We start from the raw sequence: 18777 nt of genomic DNA, 5'->3' as shown, positions 1-18777 counted from the left end.
TAAAACAATTTTTTAAAACACGAAAACATTGCCCACTGAGCCTTTGTTTCTGCACCCTAAAACCTAGGGTGTTTTTTATGCAAAAAAAATCCCCTCTAAAGGAGATTTTGTTGGTTATGCTAAAAGCTTCGTGACATACTCCCTGGAGAGAGGTGCCGCAGGCGGAGGGTGAGTCCCAAAGGAAAGGAGATGCGGAGATTACTCCCGGAAGAAGCGGTGGTATGCTTCCATACCATGTTCACCAATGTCGAGGCCCTCTAGTTCTTCTTCTTTGCTCACCCGGAGACCCATACCAAGTTCGAGAACTAACCAGATGGCGAAGCTAAAGCCAGCGGTAAACATCCCCACCACGACAATGCCGATAAATTGACTGAGCAGTTGGGCAACGCCCCCCCCGAACAATAATCCGGCACTGGGGCCAGCATCGGCGGCATACCAAGGATAAACGTCGCCACCCACACTGAATAAGCCCACGGCCAGGGTGCCCCAAATCCCGCAGACGAGATGCACCGAGAGAGCACCAACGGGGTCATCGAAGCGTAAACCCTCGAAGGTCAGCACCGCAAAAACCACTAGCACCCCGGCGATCGCCCCGATCACAATGGCAGAAGGGACATTCACATAGGCACAGGCGGCGGTAATGCCCACTAGCCCAGCCAGGACACCGTTAATGATCATCGAGAGATCCGGTTTACCAAATTGAATCCAGGAGGTAATGGTCGCGGCGATCGCCCCGGCAGCAGCAGCCATATTTGTGGTGACGATGATGTGGCTAATGGCATCGGGATCCGCCGCCATCGTCGAACCCGGATTAAACCCAAACCAACCCAACCAGAGGATTAATCCCCCTAAAGTGGCGGTACTCATGTTGTGGCCAGGAATGGCATTGATGCGATCGCCTGCGAATTTTTCGAGGCGCGGCCCCAAAAGGATCACCCCCATCAAAGCAGCCCAGCCCCCTACCGAATGCACCACCGTTGATCCGGCAAAATCATAAAAACCGAGGGTTGCTAACCAGCCGCCCCCCCAAACCCAGTGACCGGTGATGGCATAGGAAAATCCCACCAAGAACAAGCTGAAAATCACAAAAGAAGCAAACTTAATTCGTTCAGCCACCGCCCCGGAAACGATGGTCGCTGCCGTTCCCGCAAAGGCCAATTGGAAGAAAAATTTGGTAAAAAGGGGAATCCCAGCCCAGCTTAGGGACGAAAAAATACCACTGTAGGCCGAACCTGTAAGGGGACTATTATCTGCCCCAGTGAGGAAAAAGCCATTCCAACCTACGACCGCATTGCCATCGCCAAACATTAGGGCAAAGCCCACGGCCCAAAAGGCGAGGCTCGAGAGGGCAAACACAATCAGGTTTTTCGCCAAAATGTTGACGGTATTTTTCGCCCGACAAAAGCCACTTTCTAACATTGCAAACCCCGCGTTCATAAAGAACACGAGCATCGCTGCGAAAATAACCCAGAGGGTATCTAGGGTGACCTGAACCGCCGGCGGAATTTCTCCAACGCTACCCTGGGCGATCGCCACCCCCTGCCAAAGGAGTGGTAACACACAGGCCAAAAGCAATAAGCGGCCCTTGCGGCGAAATGGGTATCCAAGCTCAGGGAAAGGCCCCCGTAACCACGAATCAAATAAAAATGTCATAGCAAAATAAAAATGAAGAACCCATCATCAGGGTCCATAGGTGTATTGCCGTAATAATCTTGTATTACGTCATTAAAGCCGCGCAAAATGTAGCTTTCGTCACTAAGAAAAAAATTTATACTCCTTAAGATGAACTTTGGACTCAAAAATATATTTTTTAATTAGCCGTACCTTGCCAGGGATATTTTCACCGACTAAGCCATAAGCGGCCTTTGAGTCATGCCCGTTGCATCACTTGGGTTTCTACCCTGTGGTGATCGCCCCTCCGAACACCCCTATGGATTATTCATAAAAAACCAATGCTGATGAACATTGCCGATAAAATTGTGATTCTCCATCAAGCGGAGTTGCAGGGGCACATTTGGGAAAAAATCCTCCATTCCCAAGGACTGCAGTCTGCGATCTTGCCCTTTAGCGTTGATCTGCGGGGAGAGCTCATGGATTTAGCGGCGGCCCAACAATCCCTACCCAATTTGATTTTATTAGAGCAACAACTACCGAGCTTTGATACGGCAAAATTTTGCCAGTGGATGCAAGGGTTTGAGCAACCGATTCCGGTGATTTTAATTTCTGCCCAGACCCGTAAGGTGACCCCAGCCGATCGAGAAGTGGCGATCACCAATGGCGCAGCGGATCTGTTGCCCCAATTTGATCTCAATAGCATTGCCATTGAAGCGGTCAGTGGCCTTAAAACCGTCGCCAAGGTGCTGGGAAATATCAACATCGTCAACAACACCCTCGTCACCTGCATTATGGAGCTTAAACGGGAGCTAGAAGCGGGTCAAGACTTTCCCGTTGCTCCCCCTGTTGTCCCTACCGTCACGCCCCCAAGTACGACTGAGCTAAAACCGCCCACACCAGCCGTTGCGCCACCACCACCAGAAGCCCCCACCCCCAAAACCCGTAAATATCGGGGCCGCGACTATTAAGTCCCAGAGCAAAAAACCATGGCATAATGACTTCGCTTCAGGTTACGGCTCAGCACCATGGATCAAGTTTGGCGAGATAAATTTTGGGTACGGGATTGGCAAACAGGCGATCGCCACACCGCCGCCAAAGTCATCGAACAGGTTTTAATCGAATACGGTTTACCTTGGGAACCGGAAGGGGCCGACCAGGAATTATTTGAGATCGAAAAATATTATTGGCAACAGGGCGGTGAATTTTGGGTTATCGAGCAGGCCGGAAAAATCGTTGGTACCGCCGCCTACTACCCCATACCGAAAGGCAATCAGGCCGTGGAAATCCGCAAAATGTATCTTCTGCCTGAAGTGCGGGGCCAGGGCTTAGGGAAGTATCTCCTAGCAGAACTCGAAAAGGCGATCGCCAACCGGGGCTTTGAAGAAATCTGGATCGAAACCGTCACTGTCCTCAAGGAAGCCGTTCAACTCTACGAAAGCCAAGGCTATCAACCGATCACCGATGTCGAAACCACCCGCTGTGACCTTGCCTATATCAAAAAACTTTGAGCTCAAAAATAAATACCTGTGCGCCCCCAGAGCAAAAAAAAGCCCCACCCAAAGATGAGACCAATGATTTAAGTTGAATGTGTTCGGAAAAACTAGAGAAACTAGAGTCGTACTGCTCCGATCAAAACCTTAGAAGGTAAACGTTGTTCTAAGGGTGCCGATCCAGGCACTATCTTCACCAAAAGCACCTTCAGCAGAATTATTCAGCCAAATCACACCCGGTGTAATTGAGATATTGTCATTGATTTGGTACTTATAAAAGCCCTCAATGTGGAGTGGTGTTTTATTATCACGTAGAAGGCCGCCAGATTCACCATCACTGTAGGGAGGTGCACCAGCAAAAATACCAAGAACATTACCTTCTTTGCCTAGGTCAGCAAACGCGATTCCGCCACCATAGCTGTAGATTTCCACATCATTAGCATCGGTATACATCCCGAAACCACTCAAGGAAATTCTGTCGGAAAGATTGAAGGCGAGTTGTGCACCGTAGCTGTTGGCCTCAACGGTGGTATCGACATAGTTCCCGAATAAAGTCCCAACGACTGGGGTACCGCCGCCTGCATCAAAAATGGCATTCCCCCCCGTGTGGTAGCTGTTGACATAGGTCAAACCTAAACCAAGGCGATCGCCAAGATTAAAATCTAGTTGAGCCAGAGCCGCATATTCACCATTGAAGAGGCCATTGCCTTCCGTCGGATCTGCCGCATTATCGGCCAGATAGCCAAGACTTGCGCCAATACTGTCAGAGAAATTGAAGCTCAACGCGGCCCCCGCACCACCGCCGATACGATAAATGGGGCTTTCTGAGGCAAAGGTAGACAGGGCACCATTACCACCATCAAAGTCTTCAAAATAGGGGTTGTAGGTGTTGTTTACATAATCACTATGGATCCCACCCGTTGCCGCAATGTAAAGGTTGCCCTTTTCACCCAACGGTCTGTAGTAGGCGAGCCAATCGACAATAACATCATTGCTGCCAGTATTGCCGAGGTTAAATGTTTGTAGACCCATGCCTCCCGCAGAAGAATCCAGCAATGCCTCTGCATTGCCTGCCGCAAGACGCGTAATCAATTTATCCTTCCCGGTAAAACTGGTTTCTAAGGTGAGACGAACTCGATCTTGGAAAACCGTTTGCGTGTCATCATCATCAACAGTCTGCTCACTGAAGTAATCTTTGAATTGTGTCTTGATGGTATCAAGTTCTTCCTCGGTGAGCGGGTCAGGGCCACCAACATTTTGAGCGACATCGTTGACGCGGGGATCCGTTAAGAGATTTTCTACATCATTCAGGAAAGCAATTACGCCCCCTGTACCTTGGTAAGCATCGATTCCCTTGAAAAATGGATTACCTGTTTCGCCAAAATCTCGAATGAGTTCGCTCTCTTCGATCAGAAGCAGATTAATCCGAGAACGGACTGCCCTCGCCGACTGACCCTCGCCAATGATGGCACCCCAACGGGGATTAGTGGGGGGATTTGCATCGACAGGAAGCACAAGTTCACCGAGGCGTAGGGGAATTGAGTTAGGGTTACCACCTCCCTGTTCTCCGCCTTCACCTCCTTCACCTCCCTCACCACCATCTTCTCTGACTCGTTCAGTGTAGAAAGTCAGGGAGTCATCAAGGGGGTTTGTATCACCGAAAGCATCGGTCACTGCAAAAATGACTTCTCCTTTCAGTTTCGTGGTGGTGGAGAACTGGTGATCTTCGAGAAATTCAACGCGACCTTCAAGCTCATCAACGCGAGCACCTAAGGTGGCTAATTCTGCTTCAAATTCGTTGATCAAGCGACGGAGGGCAGCGAGATCTTCTGGGGTTACTTCGGAGCCGCCACTTTGGATCATGCGCTCGATTTGTTGTAAACAAGCGTTCAGACCAGCGGCAAATTCATAACGACTGAGAGAGTGATCGCCACGAAATGTGCCATCGGGATAACCAACAATACAGTTGTAGTTTTCAACGAGATTACGCAGTGCATCAAAAGCCCAGTCAGAGGGAGAGACATCGCTGAGTTGGAAAACGCTATTAACCTGGGCAAGGTCATCTTGAGTGTAGTGATTGATTTGATCAAGAAGTGCTGTATTTGCTTGGGCTGTACTGGTGCCAGCCATGGACATCCCCGCTGCAGCTGCAGCAATGGGTAAAGCACGCCAAAGGGCTATCGATGTTTTCATAGAGGACTCCTCACACAAATTGGCACACTAATTTTGAATGATTATGTGCTACGTGTATGTTACGGGCGGCGACTAAGCACTTCATCACTCCATAGGAAGATTTAATTTTTTCAATAAAGTGATTGTCTTGTCGTCAGGTCTTAATCAGCGGAAATCCACAATGGCGATCACCAAAATTATGAAATGTTAGATTTTGATTATTTTTCTATCGTTAGAGTGGTGCAGTTAAATAATTCGCTTCTTCTAAAAATGCTTCGAGGGCGGCGGGGAAAGAATCGTAGGTCAACAAGCCCCCTTCACAATTGCCCTGATCATCAAAATTGCCCCGACATTCTTCGAGGCCCCAATCACTGGTTCTGTCGTAACGATTGAGCATTAAATTCCAGCCCGCTTGGGTTTCACCGAGGACTGCCTTCGTCGCCACATAGCCCGCCAGCATCCCATTCACTTCATAGCCTTCTGTTTCTGCATTTTGAATTGAGGCCCACATGGCTTGGAGTCGTTCCTGGTGGAGGGGATGAAACCGTTGTTCTTGGGACACATCCTGTAAGGTTAAACCGTCTAGCTGCCAAACTTGCACGGGCGGAAAACTGCCAGCATAGCTGCTATAGCGATAGAGAAACCGATTATCACTGGTCACGTATTCATAAATACCATTGTCATCGGGATCTTCGACGGGAATTGGCCCACCATCAAAGGCCCCTACATCGACCACTTCCCAGGTATTGCTGTCGGGATCTTGGGTGAAGATTTTGACCATGGCACAGCAATGGGCACCGCCGGAATATTGGGAAAAAATCACCTCCGGGAAGTTATTGTTAGAATCCATCTCCGCAATTTGCACCAGGCTGTACATCATAAAGGAACTGTCCTCTGTCAGCCGTAAAACCTCTTGCTCGTCTGCCTGAATGGTCAAAGTCGGGATATAGTTGCTCCAACCTTCTGGATTGGTTTGCTCGGCGTAACTGAGATTTACTGTTACTCCCTGACTGGTAATGGTTCCAGAGTGATCGGGGGTTTCGTAATCAAATTCTAGGGTTACGACTTCAGCCTGGGCAGCGGTGCTGAAGCCTAGGGGAAGAAGTGCTGTACTCATAAAAAAAGTGGCGATCGCCTTTTTGATACCCATGGCCATACCTAAATCCTCAGGAGTCTTACTTCAAATGGTATGCAACGCCGTTGAGCCATTTACCTAAAAGTTCAGAAAATGTTGTAGTTTCTCTCAAGGTACAGCACAAAAAAACACCCCCATCTAGGAGGTGTTGCAGCGAATTCCAAGCCGTCAATACTGTTCAGTAGACCTTAGTAAGCGTCCTGGAGTTCGTAAAAGTCAGGGGAGACATAGTCTTTCCGCAGCGGCCAGCCGATCCAATCTTCTGGCATCAAAATCCGCTTTAGGTTGGGGTGCCCTTCATAGACAATGCCGTACATATCATAGCTTTCGCGCTCTTGCCAGTCGGCTCCTTTCCAAATCCAATACACCGAAGGCACCACCGGATTTTCTCGCGGTAGAAATACTTTGACGCGGACTTCTTCTGGGTCGGTCACGTTGTCCCCGACTTTCAGCAAATGGTAGAAGCTCACCAATTCTTTGCCTGGCCCTAGATCATAGGCCCCTTGACATTGGAGATAATTAAAGCCAAAAGCATAGAGAGCCGTACAGAGGGGAATCAGAAGCTCAGCATCTACTTTAATCATTTCGATACCGGAGTGATCCCGCTCTAGAGATTCATGGCTAAAGCCATTTTCTGCCAATAATTGAGAGACAGCACCCGCCTCAACAATGGCGGCTTCTTCGGGGGTGGGGTTTTGATTTTCTTCTGCCATCGCTTAGGCCTCCTCTCTATTTTTCGCGGTTAGCAGTGCAGGGGGAACAGGCATTCCCATCGCTTCGGTGAGTTCTTTCGGGGGGTTATTCCAGGTATCCATGCCCAGATATTTCCCTGTGAGAATCGGCTCTACTACTTTCATGCTGTGGGCGGTGCTGTAGTAGCGGTGGGTCTGTTCCGTTTTTAAAGAGCGCTCTTGGATGGTTTCGTTAGAGACTTTTTTGCGCAATTTGATAATGGCATCAATAATTGCCTCTGGTCTGGGGGGACAACCGGGAATATAGAGATCCACCGGAATCAGCTTATCCACGCCCCGGACAGCGGTGGTGGAGTCGCTACTGAACATACCGCCGGTAATGGTGCAAGCGCCCATGGCGATCACATATTTCGGTTCGGGCATTTCTTCGTAGAGACGGACCAAGGCCGGAGCCATTTTCATGGTGACGGTACCGGCGACCAGGATTAGATCTGCCTGGCGAGGGCTAGAACGGGGCACAAGGCCAAAGCGGTCGAAGTCAAAGCGGGAGCCAAGGAGGGCGGCAAATTCGATAAAACAGCAGGCTGTCCCATACAGGAGCGGCCACAAACTAGAGAGACGCGCCCAGTTGTAGAGGTCATCAACGGTGGTGAGGATGACATTCTCAGAGAGATCTTGGGTGACCTGCGATCGCCCCATGGGGTTGAGCAGTTTTTCGGTTTGCTGTTGTTCAAAGGATGTCGGATTCATGACCATTCAAGGGCTCCTTTTCTCCAGGCGTACACAAGGGCAATCACGAGGATTGCGATAAAAATGAGGGCTTCAACAAAGGCAAGGAGGCCGAGTTGGTTAAAGGCCACCGCCCATGGGTAAAGGAAAACGGTTTCCACGTCGAAGACAACGAAGACCAGGGCGAACATGTAGTAGCGGATATTAAATTGAATCCACGCGCCGCCGATGGGTTCCATCCCTGATTCATAGGTAGTTTTACGTTCAGGCCCGCCCCCTTTAGGGCGCAGTAGTTTCGATGCGGTGAGAGCAAGGATCGGGACTAGGCTACTGACGATGAGAAAGCCTAGGAAATATTCATAGCCGGAGAGGACAAACACTGGTGTTGTAATACCTCGCAGTTTTTTGACTTGGAATTTTTATGTCCTATCCAGTATAAAACCTATCCCGGCGGGATCATAAGTAGATGCTCCTAATCAATGACATAAGTGAGGGTTTTAGTCGGAGAAAGCGATTGTAAAAAATTGAGGGTTGGAACCCTTTTGCATCAGAGGCGATCGCCTTCTTTGTATCCAGCGAAAGCTGTAAGGATGCATTGTAATGGTGAACCAATAGCCCAAGCGCTCCCAGATGATTTTCTACTTTTTGGAAAAGGCTAGCGTCTTTTTTCTTAGCAAGACATCCTCTGTCGCCGAGTGCAGTCGCTGCATTGATTATTTTGTTTCCCATTGTGAATTCGTCTATCGAGAACTAACCAGTACTCCAGCCATAATCTAGGACGACCGCCACAACATAAATTTTTCTCTCAAAGCGCCGGGATTTTCTCGATGGAATGACACACTGGAAGTAGAAAGGCACTGCTTTTATCGTCACTGTCGGAGGACACTGCTATGTTACCGACCCCATCTGCCCAAACCGCTATTCCGGAGCCCCAGACGACAGCTATCCAAAAAATTCTTGTCGCCCTTGACTATCGCACCGAAGATCCCAGCATTTTTGCCCAGGCTCTCAATTTTGCCGAAAAGTTCCAAGCGGCTCTCACCATTTTTCACTGCGTCCAGCCCCAACCTGTGGCCATGCCCGAAATTGGCTCCCTCGCGGCCTATGGGGGCATGATCGATTCAACGGCGATCGCCCTCCAAGAAGAACAATTCCAGCAGCACCTCAACAACGTCGATCATTGGCTCCAAAATCTTGCTTACCAAGCTCGCACCCAGGGGATTGCGAGCACCATCCACCAACAAATCGGTGATCCGAGCGAAGCCATTTGTGCGATCGCCAAAGACCAACAAGCCGACCTCATCATCCTCGGACGTCGGGGTTTAACCGGTCTAGGAGAAGTCTTTTTGGGTAGTGTCAGCAGCTACGTACTCCACCATGCCCCCTGCTCTGTTCTCGTCGTGCAGCATCCCCAACAAACCCCAGAAAAATCCCCCAAACACCGCAAATAACGAGCCTTATCCCCTTTACATAATTTGCTTGAGGAACGACACATCCGCATCACCAAAATGCACACTGAGGGCAATGTGGAGGTTTTCTAGGGATTTGATCAACCAAGGTACCCCCTCTTGGGATTGGGATTCGTAGTGACTAAAGAGAATTGAAAAACGCCTTTCAAGGTGGGGTTTCGCCTTACTGCACATCAATACCAGTTTTAAGAGCAACGCCACCGTCACCGTCGGGCCAAGGTTGGTAATCATATCCACAAAGACGTAATGCTCTGGACGCTGGGGACTCTCCACAATGAGAAAATTCAGCAATTGACTGGCCGTGCGCATCATCAATAACTCATTCGGTTTCTGGTGATCATAGTTCGGCAACATGGTTTGCAGCTTTTGGTAGAGCTTTTGGTTAAACTGCAACTTGCCATACTTTTGATCGACGCTAGAAATCAAGTAGCTAAATAGCTCATGCTTAAAGTCTTCATAGGAGAGAATTTCCGTTGTCCGGCGTAAAAAATATTGGGACAAGTCCCGGTAGCTATGGCCCCGCTCTGGTTTCCCCACAAAATACTTCAGGGCGGTTCCCAACTCTCGTTCCGTTAATAGAGTGGGATTTTGCACCCCCTGGAGCATTTGTTTCGCATCTTGAATCGAATGTTTGCGGCGGGCTAACTGAGCCAAACGCACCTGATACATGACATATTTCGAAAGGTCTAACTCAAAGGCCCGTTGAATCCTTGCTTGCACCTGGCGGACGGTCTGCTGGTGTTCGAAGCTGCTATCTTCACTGAGCAGGCAATGTTCGTATAGATAGGGATAGCGTTGGATGAGTTGGCCGACTGAAACGCTTTGATCATTCCAGGTAAATTTCTTTTTACTATCGTTGTCTTCCACCACCCGCGCTAACCGTTGCAGGGTGAGATATTGTTCGGAGGTGTTAAAGTCCGCGACTAATTGGCGATGTAATTTTGTGAGGCGGGGGGTAGAAATGCTCGGTGGCGGGATAGATTCAAACAGCTCAACCAACCGAGGAATAGATTTTTGGAGCTGGGGGTGGATTTGCCAGCGGTTGATAATGATGTGGCAGCAGCGGTTCAGGATAAATTTAAAATCTTCTTCGACGCCGGGGGTTTTGAGGATGGTGATGAGGGCCTGGTGGAGTTCGGGGGTCGGTGCCTGGCGTCCTTCAAGGAGAAATTGCCTAAATTCCTGGAGCAGCTCATCGGGGGTGTGGCTCTGGACGGCGTGCATCAAATAGTCATACAGCTCTTGTTCGGCGGAGTTGGTTTGCCGGAGATAAGAGGCGATGGGAGTTACTTTCGTCACGCTAATCGGGGAACTGGGTAAGGGATAGGCTGATTACAAGGCGAGGGACGACAGAGAGCGGCTATTAGATTTAAGAGGGACTGATTGATTTTTTTCTATCTTAAGGGGCAACGGCAAGGAACAGGTGCGGACTTTTGTGTTTTCTTGGTAAAGCTCAAGGCAACGGTTTTCCAAAAGGGTTTTACTACCGTTGGGATTTGCTTACATTATTGTCTATGAGTTTACGGGGCTTCTGGGGATTTGTTGCTAATTTTGTCACGGGACACCTCTTTATAATGTAGGCGATCGCCGCCGCCATGATGGTGATAAATATCACTAGGGGCGACCCAAAATCCCGTAAGATTGCCTAGGAAAGTTTCTTGTGGGGTTACTCAAGTCATGGGGATTGTGTTGATGTTGTCTCAGTTGACGGCAATCTTGGGGGAAAATCTACGGCGATCGCCCCAGCAGCTCCCTCCTGAATCTGCCACAGGCGTTTCGACGGACACGAGGGATTTACAACCGGGCAATGTGTTTGTGGCCCTTGTGGGTGAAAAATTTGATGGCCATGATTATGTTGAGCAAGCGCACCAAGCCGGGGCGATCGCCCTCATTACCAGTCGGCCCCTGGAAACGGATTTGCCCCAATGGATTGTCAACGATACCCTGCGGGCTTACCAGGATTTGGGCGCGTGGTGGCGGCAACAGGTCAACATTCCGGTGATTGGGATTACGGGTTCCGTGGGCAAAACCAGCACGAAGGAACTCATTGCGGGAGTGTTGGGCACCCAGGGAAACGTTCTCAAAACCGAGGCCAACTTTAATAATGAAATCGGCGTGCCCAAGACCTTGTTAAACCTGACCCCAGACCATGACTTTGCCGTAATTGAAATGGCAATGCGGGGGCCAGGGGAAATTGCTCGACTCGCAGAAATTGCCCAGCCGACTATTGGGATTATTACCAATGTTGGGACAGCCCATATTGGTCGCCTCGGATCCCGGGAGGCGATCGCCAAGGCCAAATGTGAACTGCTTGAATTTATGCCCAAGGATAGCGTGGCGATTCTCAATGCGGATAATGAGTTGCTGATGGCCACGGCGGCGACGGTTTGGTCAGGAGAAACCCTCAGCTACGGCTTTAGCCAGGGAGATTTAAACGGGGAATACGTCGCGCCGGATCAAGTGAAGGTGACCGATCAAGTGTTCCCGGTGCCCCTCGCCGGCCAACATAATGCCCTCAATTACCTAGCAGCCCTGGGCGTGATGCAAGTGCTGGGTTTTGGTTGGCAGGGTCTGACGACGGAAATTTCCCTGGCCATGCCCAAAGGGCGATCGCAGCGCATTGTGCTTCCCAATGACATTGTGCTGTTAGATGAAACCTACAATGCGGGGCTAGAGTCGATGTTGGCGGCCCTTGATCTGCTCAAACAAACCCCCGGCGATCGCCACATTGCCGTGCTAGGGACGATGAAGGAACTGGGAGAATTTTCCGAGGCGCTCCATATCCAGGTGGGCGAAAAAGCCCAGGCCCTCGGTCTCGATCAGCTCTATGTGTTGGTGGATGACCCCGAAGCCCAGGCGATCACCCAGGGTGCTCCAGAGGTACCGAGTTTTTGTTTCTCCGACCACGGGAGTTTAATTGCGCATTTACAGGAAAATATGCAACCCGGCGATCACCTTTTGTTTAAAGCCTCCAATTCCGTTGGCCTTAGTCGCGTGGTGGAAGCCTTACAACAGTCTGCTGGTTCCTAATTACCTGGCCATGAAACTTTTGCAGACCTCTGCTTAATGCTTGCGAGAGGGTTAAAACGCCTCGAACTGCTGCATCATCGACTGAATCACATCGGCCCCCAACAGTGCCACAAACATCCCAAAACTCAACAGGCTTAACAGCAAAATTTGCACCCGCAACAACGTAAAACGGCGGGACAGTTCCCGTTGGTAATATTGGCGAATTTGACTAAAGCTGAGGGGCAAGGTGCCAGCCGTTTCCCCGGAGCGGATAATTTGGCGCACCATCGGCGAAAAATAGGGGGCGATCGCCGTTGTTAAATCTGTGCCCCGGCGCACCTGGGGTTCAATGCGCTGGCAAATGGCTTGGAGATCTGGATCTGGAAATCCCTCGGCTAACCAGGCGATCGCCGCCGTTAGGGGTAACCCACAATCGAGGGGCAACTGGAGATAACCGAGATGAATAAGCATTTGCAGCCGAGTAATATTCCGCAGGGGTGGCACCCGCCGTAAACCGAGGCGCAGCGGTTCCCAGGTGATGGCCCCGTACAAAAAAATCATCAAGGCGATCGCCGTAACTAATGCCGTCGTCCCGAAACTTCCCGCCAGCAGTGAGCCCCCCAGCAGCAGATAGATAACCATCACCCAAGACCAGACCATGACCAGCCCCCGCAGGAGCATCCCTCGGATTAAGCGCCGTCGCTCGGCCATTTCCACCAGGGTATCTGACACATCCCGGCAAACGCTCACCAAAGCCCCACTGGTTTCTGCAATCTCCAGGAGGGTGATCGCCCAGGCCGAAAACTGCGATCGCACCGGCCGCCAACTTTCCCGGAGACTATGGCCCCGCTCCAATTGCAAAATCACCCCCTGCCAAGGTTCCCGTTGCCGCCAGGGAATTTCCCCCATGGCCAAGGCCACCGCCTGACCTAAGCCCATGCCAGCCTTGAGGGTCGCCCCCAACTGCCGAAAAAATAACGCCTGTTGCTGTTCTTTCATCTCAAACATTCCATTTGCTGCACCGTCGCAACCTAACCCCCAAGCACCGATAAGTATTTTTTCTTAGGTTTTCTGGCGATCGCCCTACCCATGCCCCTAGGCTAATGCGATAATTCACCATAGTGACGCCAGCCAAGTTCATAACCCTTTAAGTAAAACAAAAATTCCATGATGCAAGCCCGGCACCTTTCTCCCAAACACATTCTCCTTAGCCTCCTCGTTATCTTAGTAACAACGCTATCCCTATGTGTCACCCCCGCCTGGGCGAGCCTCAACGATGATCGCTACGATGGCAATGTTTTTGTCCTTTATGCCGGGAATGGTTCTCTCGTGCCACCCCGCCTCTCCCTCAAAGAAACCAGAGAACGGGAACTCCCTGCCATGTTGGTGTTCTACGCCGACGACAGCAGCGACAGTAAACGTTTTGCCCCCATTGTCTCCGAAATCCAGTCCTACTACGAAAAAGTCATCAGCATTATCCCCGTGGCGATCGACTCCATTCCCCAGAAAAAACGCTACAGCAAAGACGAAGTCGGTTACTACTACGGCGGCAAAATCCCCCAAACGGTCATCCTTGATGCCAAAGGCAAAATAATTTTTGATGAAGTCGGCCAAAGCGACTTTAACGACATTGACAATACCTTCCGTAAACTCTTTGACCTGCCGTTGCGGGAAGGCGAGAACCTCAAAAAACCGATCCAATCCTTTAACGAATACAATTCCGGTTTCGCCCAATAAGCACCGCTTTTCCCAATAATTCAGTTCCCAGAGAATGAGCCAAGCGCTGATTCTCTTTTTTTATGCCCCGTTTTCAGCTCCCCAGCCCAGGTAACTTTTCCACAACAGAAGCCCATCAAGACAAACGACCTGCGCTAGTCTGAAACAAATCCTGCTTACATTTACCCAACAACCATTGAGGCAGATTCCAATGAACCCTTTAGTATTTATTATTTTGGCCCTGGGTGGTTCCGCTGTTTTTGGTTCCGTCAAGATCGTCAATGAAAAAAATCAATATTTAGTCGAAAGCCTCGGTAGCTACAAAAAAACCCTGGAACCGGGTTTGAATTTCGTCACCCCTTTTATCGACAAAATTGTTTATCGCGAGACCGTCCGGGAAAAAGTTTTAGATGTCCCCCCCCAATCTTGCATCACCCGTGACAACGTTTCCATTAGCGTCGATGCGGTGGTCTATTGGCGCATTGTCGATATGTACAAAGCCTATTACAAGGTAGAAAATCTCCAATCGGCCATGGTGAATTTAGTTCTCACCCAAATCCGCTCGGAAATGGGCAAGCTAGAACTTGATGAAACCTTTACGGCGCGCACGGAAATCAACGAGCTCTTGCTGCGGGAATTGGATATTTCCACTGACCCCTGGGGTGTCAAAGTTACGCGGGTCGAACTGCGCGACATTGTACCCTCTAAGGCAGTGCAAGATTCTATGGAACTGCAAATGGCTGCTGAACGGAAAAAACGCGCGGCGATCCTCACCTCTGAAGGGGAACGGGAATCTGCGGTCAACTCCGCCCAGGGTCGTGCTGAGTCCCAGGTGTTAGAGGCCGAATCCCAGAAAAAAGCGGCAATTTTGCAAGCAGAGGCGGAAAAAGAAGCGATTATTATGCGGGCTGAGGCGAAACGCCAAGAAGAAGTCATGCGTGCCCAAGCGTCGGCCCAAGCGATGCAAATCGTTGCCCAGCAGCTCAAAACCAATCCTGCTGCCAGTGAGGCATTGCAATTTATCTTGGCCCAGCAATATCTGGCAATGGGTCAAACCATTGGTAGTAGCGGCAGTAGTAAGGTGATGTTCCTCGACCCCCGCAATATGATGTCTACCCTCGAGGGCATGAAATCAGTGATTGGCAATAATGCAGACATCACTGCTTTAGACTTGGATCTAGACCAACTGGATCGTCATCAGGCTGGTTAGATACATTGAGGTTTGAGATAAAACCACGCGAAAAATCCCCTTGTCAGCGCAGGGGGATTTTGTGTTTCTGAAGATCTTGACCGAGGTTCCTTTAGACGGCGATCGCCATTTCTGTTTCTGTTTCTTTGGCCGCCATACTCAGGAGCAAATCTACAACGCGATTAGCATAGCCCCATTCATTGTCATACCAGGCCACCACTTTAAAAAAGTGCTCATTCAGCGCCATCCCGGCCCCGGCATCGAAAATGCTCGAATGGGGATCACTGGTGAAGTCTGTAGAAACCACATCGTCCTCGGTGTAGGCCAAGACGCCTTTGAGTGCACCATTGGCTGCCTCACGCATCGCCGCACAAATTTCTCCGTAGGAAGTGGGTTTTTCGGTGCGGAAGGTTAGATCAACCACGGAAACATCGGGGGTCGGCACCCGCATCGCCATCCCGGTTAAACGTCCGGCTAACTCCGGTAAAACCAAGGTCACCGCCTTCGCGGCACCAGTGGAAGCAGGAATAATATTTTGGCCAGCACCACGACCACTCCGGTTATCTTTTGCGTTGGCGCCATCAACGGTGGGTTGGGTGGCTGTCATCGCATGGATCGTTGTCATCAACCCCTCTGCAAGGCCGAAATTGTCGTGGATCACCTTGGCAATGGGAGCCAGGCAATTGGTCGTACAGCTAGCGTTGGACACAATGCGGTCGTAGGCTGGGGAATAATCGTGGTGGTTCACCCCAACTACAAAGGTGGGAATGCGCTGGGGTTCGCTGGTGGGCGCAGAAATAATCACCCGTTTTGCTCCGGCTTCTAGGTGCTTGGAGACGCCGACAAAATCCCGGAAACACCCGGTAGATTCAATTACATAATCAACGTTGAGTTCTTCCCAAGGCAGCATACTGGGGTCTTTGACCATCGTGCAGCGGATAAAGCGGCCATTGACATAAATACCATCGGCGGTGGCTTCGATGGTGCCAGGAAAACGACCATGGGTGGAGTCATATTTGAGGAGATAGGCAATCTTTTCCGGGGAAATTAGATCATTAATGCAAACAAAATTGAGGTTGGGGTTGTGGAGGGCAGCACGGAAAACGAGGCGACCGATGCGACCAAAGCCGTTGATTGCGAGATTGAGAGAAGCCATATATTTGTGCGTCAGTCCAACTTGATAGAACTGGGTAGGTTGGTTACGGCCCCATTCTAGGCAGTGAATCTGGGTCGGCTCAGGCAGCTCAAAGAAGTATAAAGTTACGAAAAATTTTCTTCTTTTACGAAGGGTATGGGCAGATGAACTTTAGTAACGGGAGTGGGGGGATTGCCGTGGCGATCGCCTTTTTTGCTGCGATATGTTTCGGGGATCGCCCAGGGGAGAAGCAATGCCGCCCTTAGATCCGGTGTTGTCATCGCCAGTTCATGACATCCGGAGGTTGCGAAATGTAAAGACTGCCCAAAAGTCTCAACGAGGGGGCGATCGCTTAAAATTCTGTAAAGCTTCTCTCCGGGATCCTCCCTGGCCCTTGAGTCAAGGGGTTACACTAGAGGGCAATCTTGCTTGCCGGACTATTTACTGAGCTGTTGTGGTGCTCGTCCTCGGTTTTAAAATTTCTGCCATTTAATATTTCATCTCCGCCATTAAAAACTGTTTTTGTCTCCCCCGACGCTTAATATGCCAGCCCCCTTGCCCATTACCATTGAGCCCTTTACTTGGTCTAATCTTGACTTACAGCAAACCTTTCAGCTGATTGATCGCTATTTACCCCTGAATATTTGTCGTAATCACGAAATTCTGCCCCTCACCCTCCAAGATCGCTGTCTCACCCTGGGAATTGTCGATCCCCAACGCTCAAGTACCACGGCCATTGTCAACAAACTTCTCAGTCGAGGCGGACTACAGCTCAAAGCCCAAAAGCTTGATCTCAAAACTTACCAACTGATTCTGTCTTCTTATCTTAACTACCATCAAAGCAAACAGACATCTCCGCCCCAACCCAAGACCTCCCCAGTCCCTCGTTCCAAAACGACCACCCCCCCCATCTCAGAACGGGCAACCTTAGTCATGGAGAATGGGCCACCAACAATGCCTCCGTCCGTTTCCGGTACGTCGACTGATGCAGACCAAGATACTGCCGTGTTCTCTGGGGAGCAAACGGCCCTGCAGATGCCGGTTAATAGTGAACTGTCCGAATTTTTTCGACATGTGCCGGCGGTGGTGATTCCCAAGGGGCCGGTGCAATTGCAAGCGCCGTCATCTGCGGCGGCGACCGATGCCGGGGAATTACAAATTTCGCCGCAATATCTCAATACTCCCCTCGAAGAGCTCAACCATCTACCTGCGTTGCAACTGTACCAAGAACTGCTGGGTCGCATTTTAACGGAGGGCATTGGCCGCTTATATTTTGAAAACCATGCCCGGGCAGGCCGCATTTTTCTTAGTGAGAGTGGTTTGATGAAGGGGTCGCTATCTGGGATTCCCCAGGAGACGTTCCACGGCATCCTCGACGAATTTAAGCGTCTGGCTCACCTGCCCCCAGGGCCCATTGACCGACCGAAAAAGGTGGAAATGGAGCAGTACTATCAGGGTGAGCGGATTTTGCTACGCCTGCGGGTAATGCCGGGACAATATGGTGAAGAAGGAACTTTACAAGTCTTACGGGGTCAAGCGCTGATATTTTATCAACAGCAGCAGATGGATGAACTTGGGCAAGAGGCCATTGAAACGGCCCAACGTCTCGAACGGAAATTGCGTCATATCTATCTGCGGAGTCAAATTAATCCGGCCCCCCTCAATGCGTTGGATGAACTGTATGGTTTTTGCGATCGCCTCCGAGAACAGCTCGACAATCTAAACAAGCCCCAGGCATAGGATTTAACGACGGACTTGTTGGCGGTACCATTGGCGGAGAATCTCTGGATCAATGCCGAGATGGTAACCGAGGAGCATTTTTTGATTAATCCAGGTGGTGCGCCACAAACCCAATTGCTGCCATCTGCGGGCCGAAGTTTGTACGGGTTGACGGGTCAGGCGAATCTTGCCCCGTTTTCTGAGCCGTTGCATCAGTTCATAATCTTCCATGATGGGAATTTCGGCATACCCCCCCAACGCTTCAAAATCCTGACGTCGCAGAAAAATGGCCTGGTCACCGTAGGGTAAAGCCAAAAATTGCGATCGCCACTGCACCAACTTTTCTAAGCTACGGAATCGCCAGCGGGGATCCGCAATCCCTAGGGGAAAGGCCCCGGCGACCACCTGGGGATCGGCCAAGGTCTCTGTCACAAGGGCGGGAAAGTCTTGGGGTAATTGGGTATCGCTATGGAGAAACAGCAAAATATCTCCTTGGGCGATCGCCGCGCCTCGATTCATCTGTTTGCCGCGCCCTCCAGTGGTTTGACAGAGGATCACCGGCAACTGACGCACGCGATCGCAGGTTTGATCCTGGCTACCCCCATCCACAACGATAATTTCTAGAGGGTCTGGCACCCGGAGCAAATGTTCTAAACAAGGGACAATGCCAGTTGCCTCATTTAAAACAGGAATAATCACTGAAATCAT

General features: G+C 50.4%; 18 protein-coding genes. 7 read left to right on the top strand and 11 right to left on the bottom strand.

All coding sequences use genetic code 11. From position 1 onward, the window contains the following. Positions 1-198 precede the first annotated feature (198 nt). Positions 199-1653, bottom strand: a complete 1455-nt coding sequence (locus AWQ21_RS13860; protein WP_065715038.1) for an ammonium transporter — start codon at positions 1651-1653, stop codon at positions 199-201. A 299-nt stretch (positions 1654-1952) separates the two neighbouring features. On the opposite strand from AWQ21_RS13860, the gene AWQ21_RS13855 reads away from it, so the two are divergent. Continuing rightward, the gene (locus tag AWQ21_RS13855; RefSeq protein WP_065715037.1) at positions 1953-2582 is read left to right on the top strand and encodes a hypothetical protein; all 630 of its coding nucleotides are present in this window, start codon (positions 1953-1955) and stop codon (positions 2580-2582) included. Between the two features lie 57 nt (positions 2583-2639). Continuing rightward, positions 2640-3122 carry a GNAT family N-acetyltransferase gene (locus AWQ21_RS13850; RefSeq protein ID WP_065715036.1) on the top strand — a complete coding sequence of 161 codons (483 nt, stop codon included), beginning with the start codon at positions 2640-2642 and terminating at the stop codon, positions 3120-3122. Positions 3123-3251: 129 nt separating this feature from the next. Here the strand turns inward: AWQ21_RS13850 and AWQ21_RS13845 are convergent, their stop codons facing one another. The 5 genes from AWQ21_RS13845 to ndhC all read right to left on the bottom strand — a co-directional run bounded on the left by AWQ21_RS13845 (position 3252) and on the right by ndhC (position 8212). Continuing rightward, positions 3252-5297, bottom strand: coding sequence for an iron uptake porin (locus AWQ21_RS13845; protein ID WP_065715035.1), 2046 nt, complete (start codon positions 5295-5297; stop codon positions 3252-3254). A 211-nt stretch (positions 5298-5508) separates the two neighbouring features. Beyond that, entirely contained in the window at positions 5509-6432 is a 924-nt protein-coding gene (locus AWQ21_RS13840; protein WP_083998034.1) for a hypothetical protein, read from the bottom strand. 167 nt (positions 6433-6599) lie between these two features. After that, complete coding sequence (locus tag AWQ21_RS13835; RefSeq protein WP_065715034.1) at positions 6600-7124, bottom strand: NAD(P)H-quinone oxidoreductase subunit J; 525 nt, start codon at positions 7122-7124, stop codon at positions 6600-6602. A 3-nt stretch (positions 7125-7127) separates the two neighbouring features. Continuing rightward, positions 7128-7859 carry a photosynthetic/respiratory NAD(P)H-quinone oxidoreductase subunit K gene (gene ndhK / locus AWQ21_RS13830; protein WP_065715033.1) on the bottom strand — a complete coding sequence of 244 codons (732 nt, stop codon included), beginning with the start codon at positions 7857-7859 and terminating at the stop codon, positions 7128-7130. After that, positions 7850-8212, bottom strand: coding sequence for a photosynthetic/respiratory NAD(P)H-quinone oxidoreductase subunit C (gene ndhC / locus AWQ21_RS13825; protein ID WP_012308340.1), 363 nt, complete (start codon positions 8210-8212; stop codon positions 7850-7852). The genes ndhK and ndhC overlap by 10 nt, the downstream gene beginning before the upstream one ends. Before the next feature lie 510 nt (positions 8213-8722). Between ndhC and AWQ21_RS13815 the strand changes: the two genes are divergently transcribed. Continuing rightward, the gene (locus AWQ21_RS13815) at positions 8723-9283 is read left to right on the top strand and encodes a universal stress protein (RefSeq protein WP_065715031.1); all 561 of its coding nucleotides are present in this window, start codon (positions 8723-8725) and stop codon (positions 9281-9283) included. A 15-nt stretch (positions 9284-9298) separates the two neighbouring features. Here AWQ21_RS13815 and AWQ21_RS13810 read toward each other — a convergent pair whose 3' ends face one another. Then, the gene (locus tag AWQ21_RS13810) at positions 9299-10600 is read right to left on the bottom strand and encodes a hypothetical protein (protein WP_065715030.1); all 1302 of its coding nucleotides are present in this window, start codon (positions 10598-10600) and stop codon (positions 9299-9301) included. 378 nt (positions 10601-10978) lie between these two features. Here AWQ21_RS13810 and murF point away from each other — a divergent pair, with 378 nt between their 5' ends. After that, positions 10979-12331, top strand: a complete 1353-nt coding sequence (gene murF, locus AWQ21_RS13805; RefSeq protein WP_065715029.1) for a UDP-N-acetylmuramoyl-tripeptide--D-alanyl-D-alanine ligase — start codon at positions 10979-10981, stop codon at positions 12329-12331. Between the two features lie 51 nt (positions 12332-12382). On the opposite strand, the gene AWQ21_RS13800 is transcribed toward murF, so the two are convergent. Next, positions 12383-13318 (bottom strand): type II secretion system F family protein, encoded by a 936-nt coding sequence (locus tag AWQ21_RS13800; protein ID WP_232314994.1) that lies wholly within the window; start codon positions 13316-13318, stop codon positions 12383-12385. A 162-nt stretch (positions 13319-13480) separates the two neighbouring features. On the opposite strand from AWQ21_RS13800, the gene AWQ21_RS13795 reads away from it, so the two are divergent. After that, positions 13481-14047 carry a thylakoid membrane photosystem I accumulation factor gene (locus tag AWQ21_RS13795; RefSeq protein ID WP_065715376.1) on the top strand — a complete coding sequence of 189 codons (567 nt, stop codon included), beginning with the start codon at positions 13481-13483 and terminating at the stop codon, positions 14045-14047. 190 nt (positions 14048-14237) lie between these two features. After that, the gene (locus AWQ21_RS13790; RefSeq protein WP_065715028.1) at positions 14238-15236 is read left to right on the top strand and encodes an SPFH domain-containing protein; all 999 of its coding nucleotides are present in this window, start codon (positions 14238-14240) and stop codon (positions 15234-15236) included. Between the two features lie 91 nt (positions 15237-15327). Here AWQ21_RS13790 and gap read toward each other — a convergent pair whose 3' ends face one another. Both gap and AWQ21_RS16300 read right to left on the bottom strand, forming a co-directional pair. After that, on the bottom strand, positions 15328-16371 hold the full coding sequence (gap, locus tag AWQ21_RS13785) for a type I glyceraldehyde-3-phosphate dehydrogenase (protein WP_065715027.1): 1044 nt from the start codon (positions 16369-16371) through the stop codon (positions 15328-15330). Between the two features lie 104 nt (positions 16372-16475). Further along, positions 16476-16631: a hypothetical protein gene (locus AWQ21_RS16300; RefSeq protein ID WP_157094774.1), complete on the bottom strand. Its 156-nt coding sequence runs from the start codon at positions 16629-16631 to the stop codon at positions 16476-16478. A gap of 262 nt (positions 16632-16893) precedes the next feature. Here AWQ21_RS16300 and AWQ21_RS13780 point away from each other — a divergent pair, with 262 nt between their 5' ends. Next, entirely contained in the window at positions 16894-18090 is a 1197-nt protein-coding gene (locus AWQ21_RS13780; RefSeq protein ID WP_065715026.1) for a hypothetical protein, read from the top strand. Positions 18091-18093: 3 nt separating this feature from the next. Here the strand turns inward: AWQ21_RS13780 and AWQ21_RS13775 are convergent, their stop codons facing one another. Beyond that, complete coding sequence (locus AWQ21_RS13775) at positions 18094-18777, bottom strand: TIGR04283 family arsenosugar biosynthesis glycosyltransferase (RefSeq protein ID WP_065715025.1); 684 nt, start codon at positions 18775-18777, stop codon at positions 18094-18096.

Source organism: Picosynechococcus sp. PCC 7003, assembly GCF_001693255.1.
Taxonomy (GTDB): domain Bacteria; phylum Cyanobacteriota; class Cyanobacteriia; order Cyanobacteriales; family MRBY01; genus MRBY01.
The sequence above is the reverse complement of the archived record's forward strand: the minus strand, read 5'-3'. Positions and strand labels throughout refer to the sequence as shown.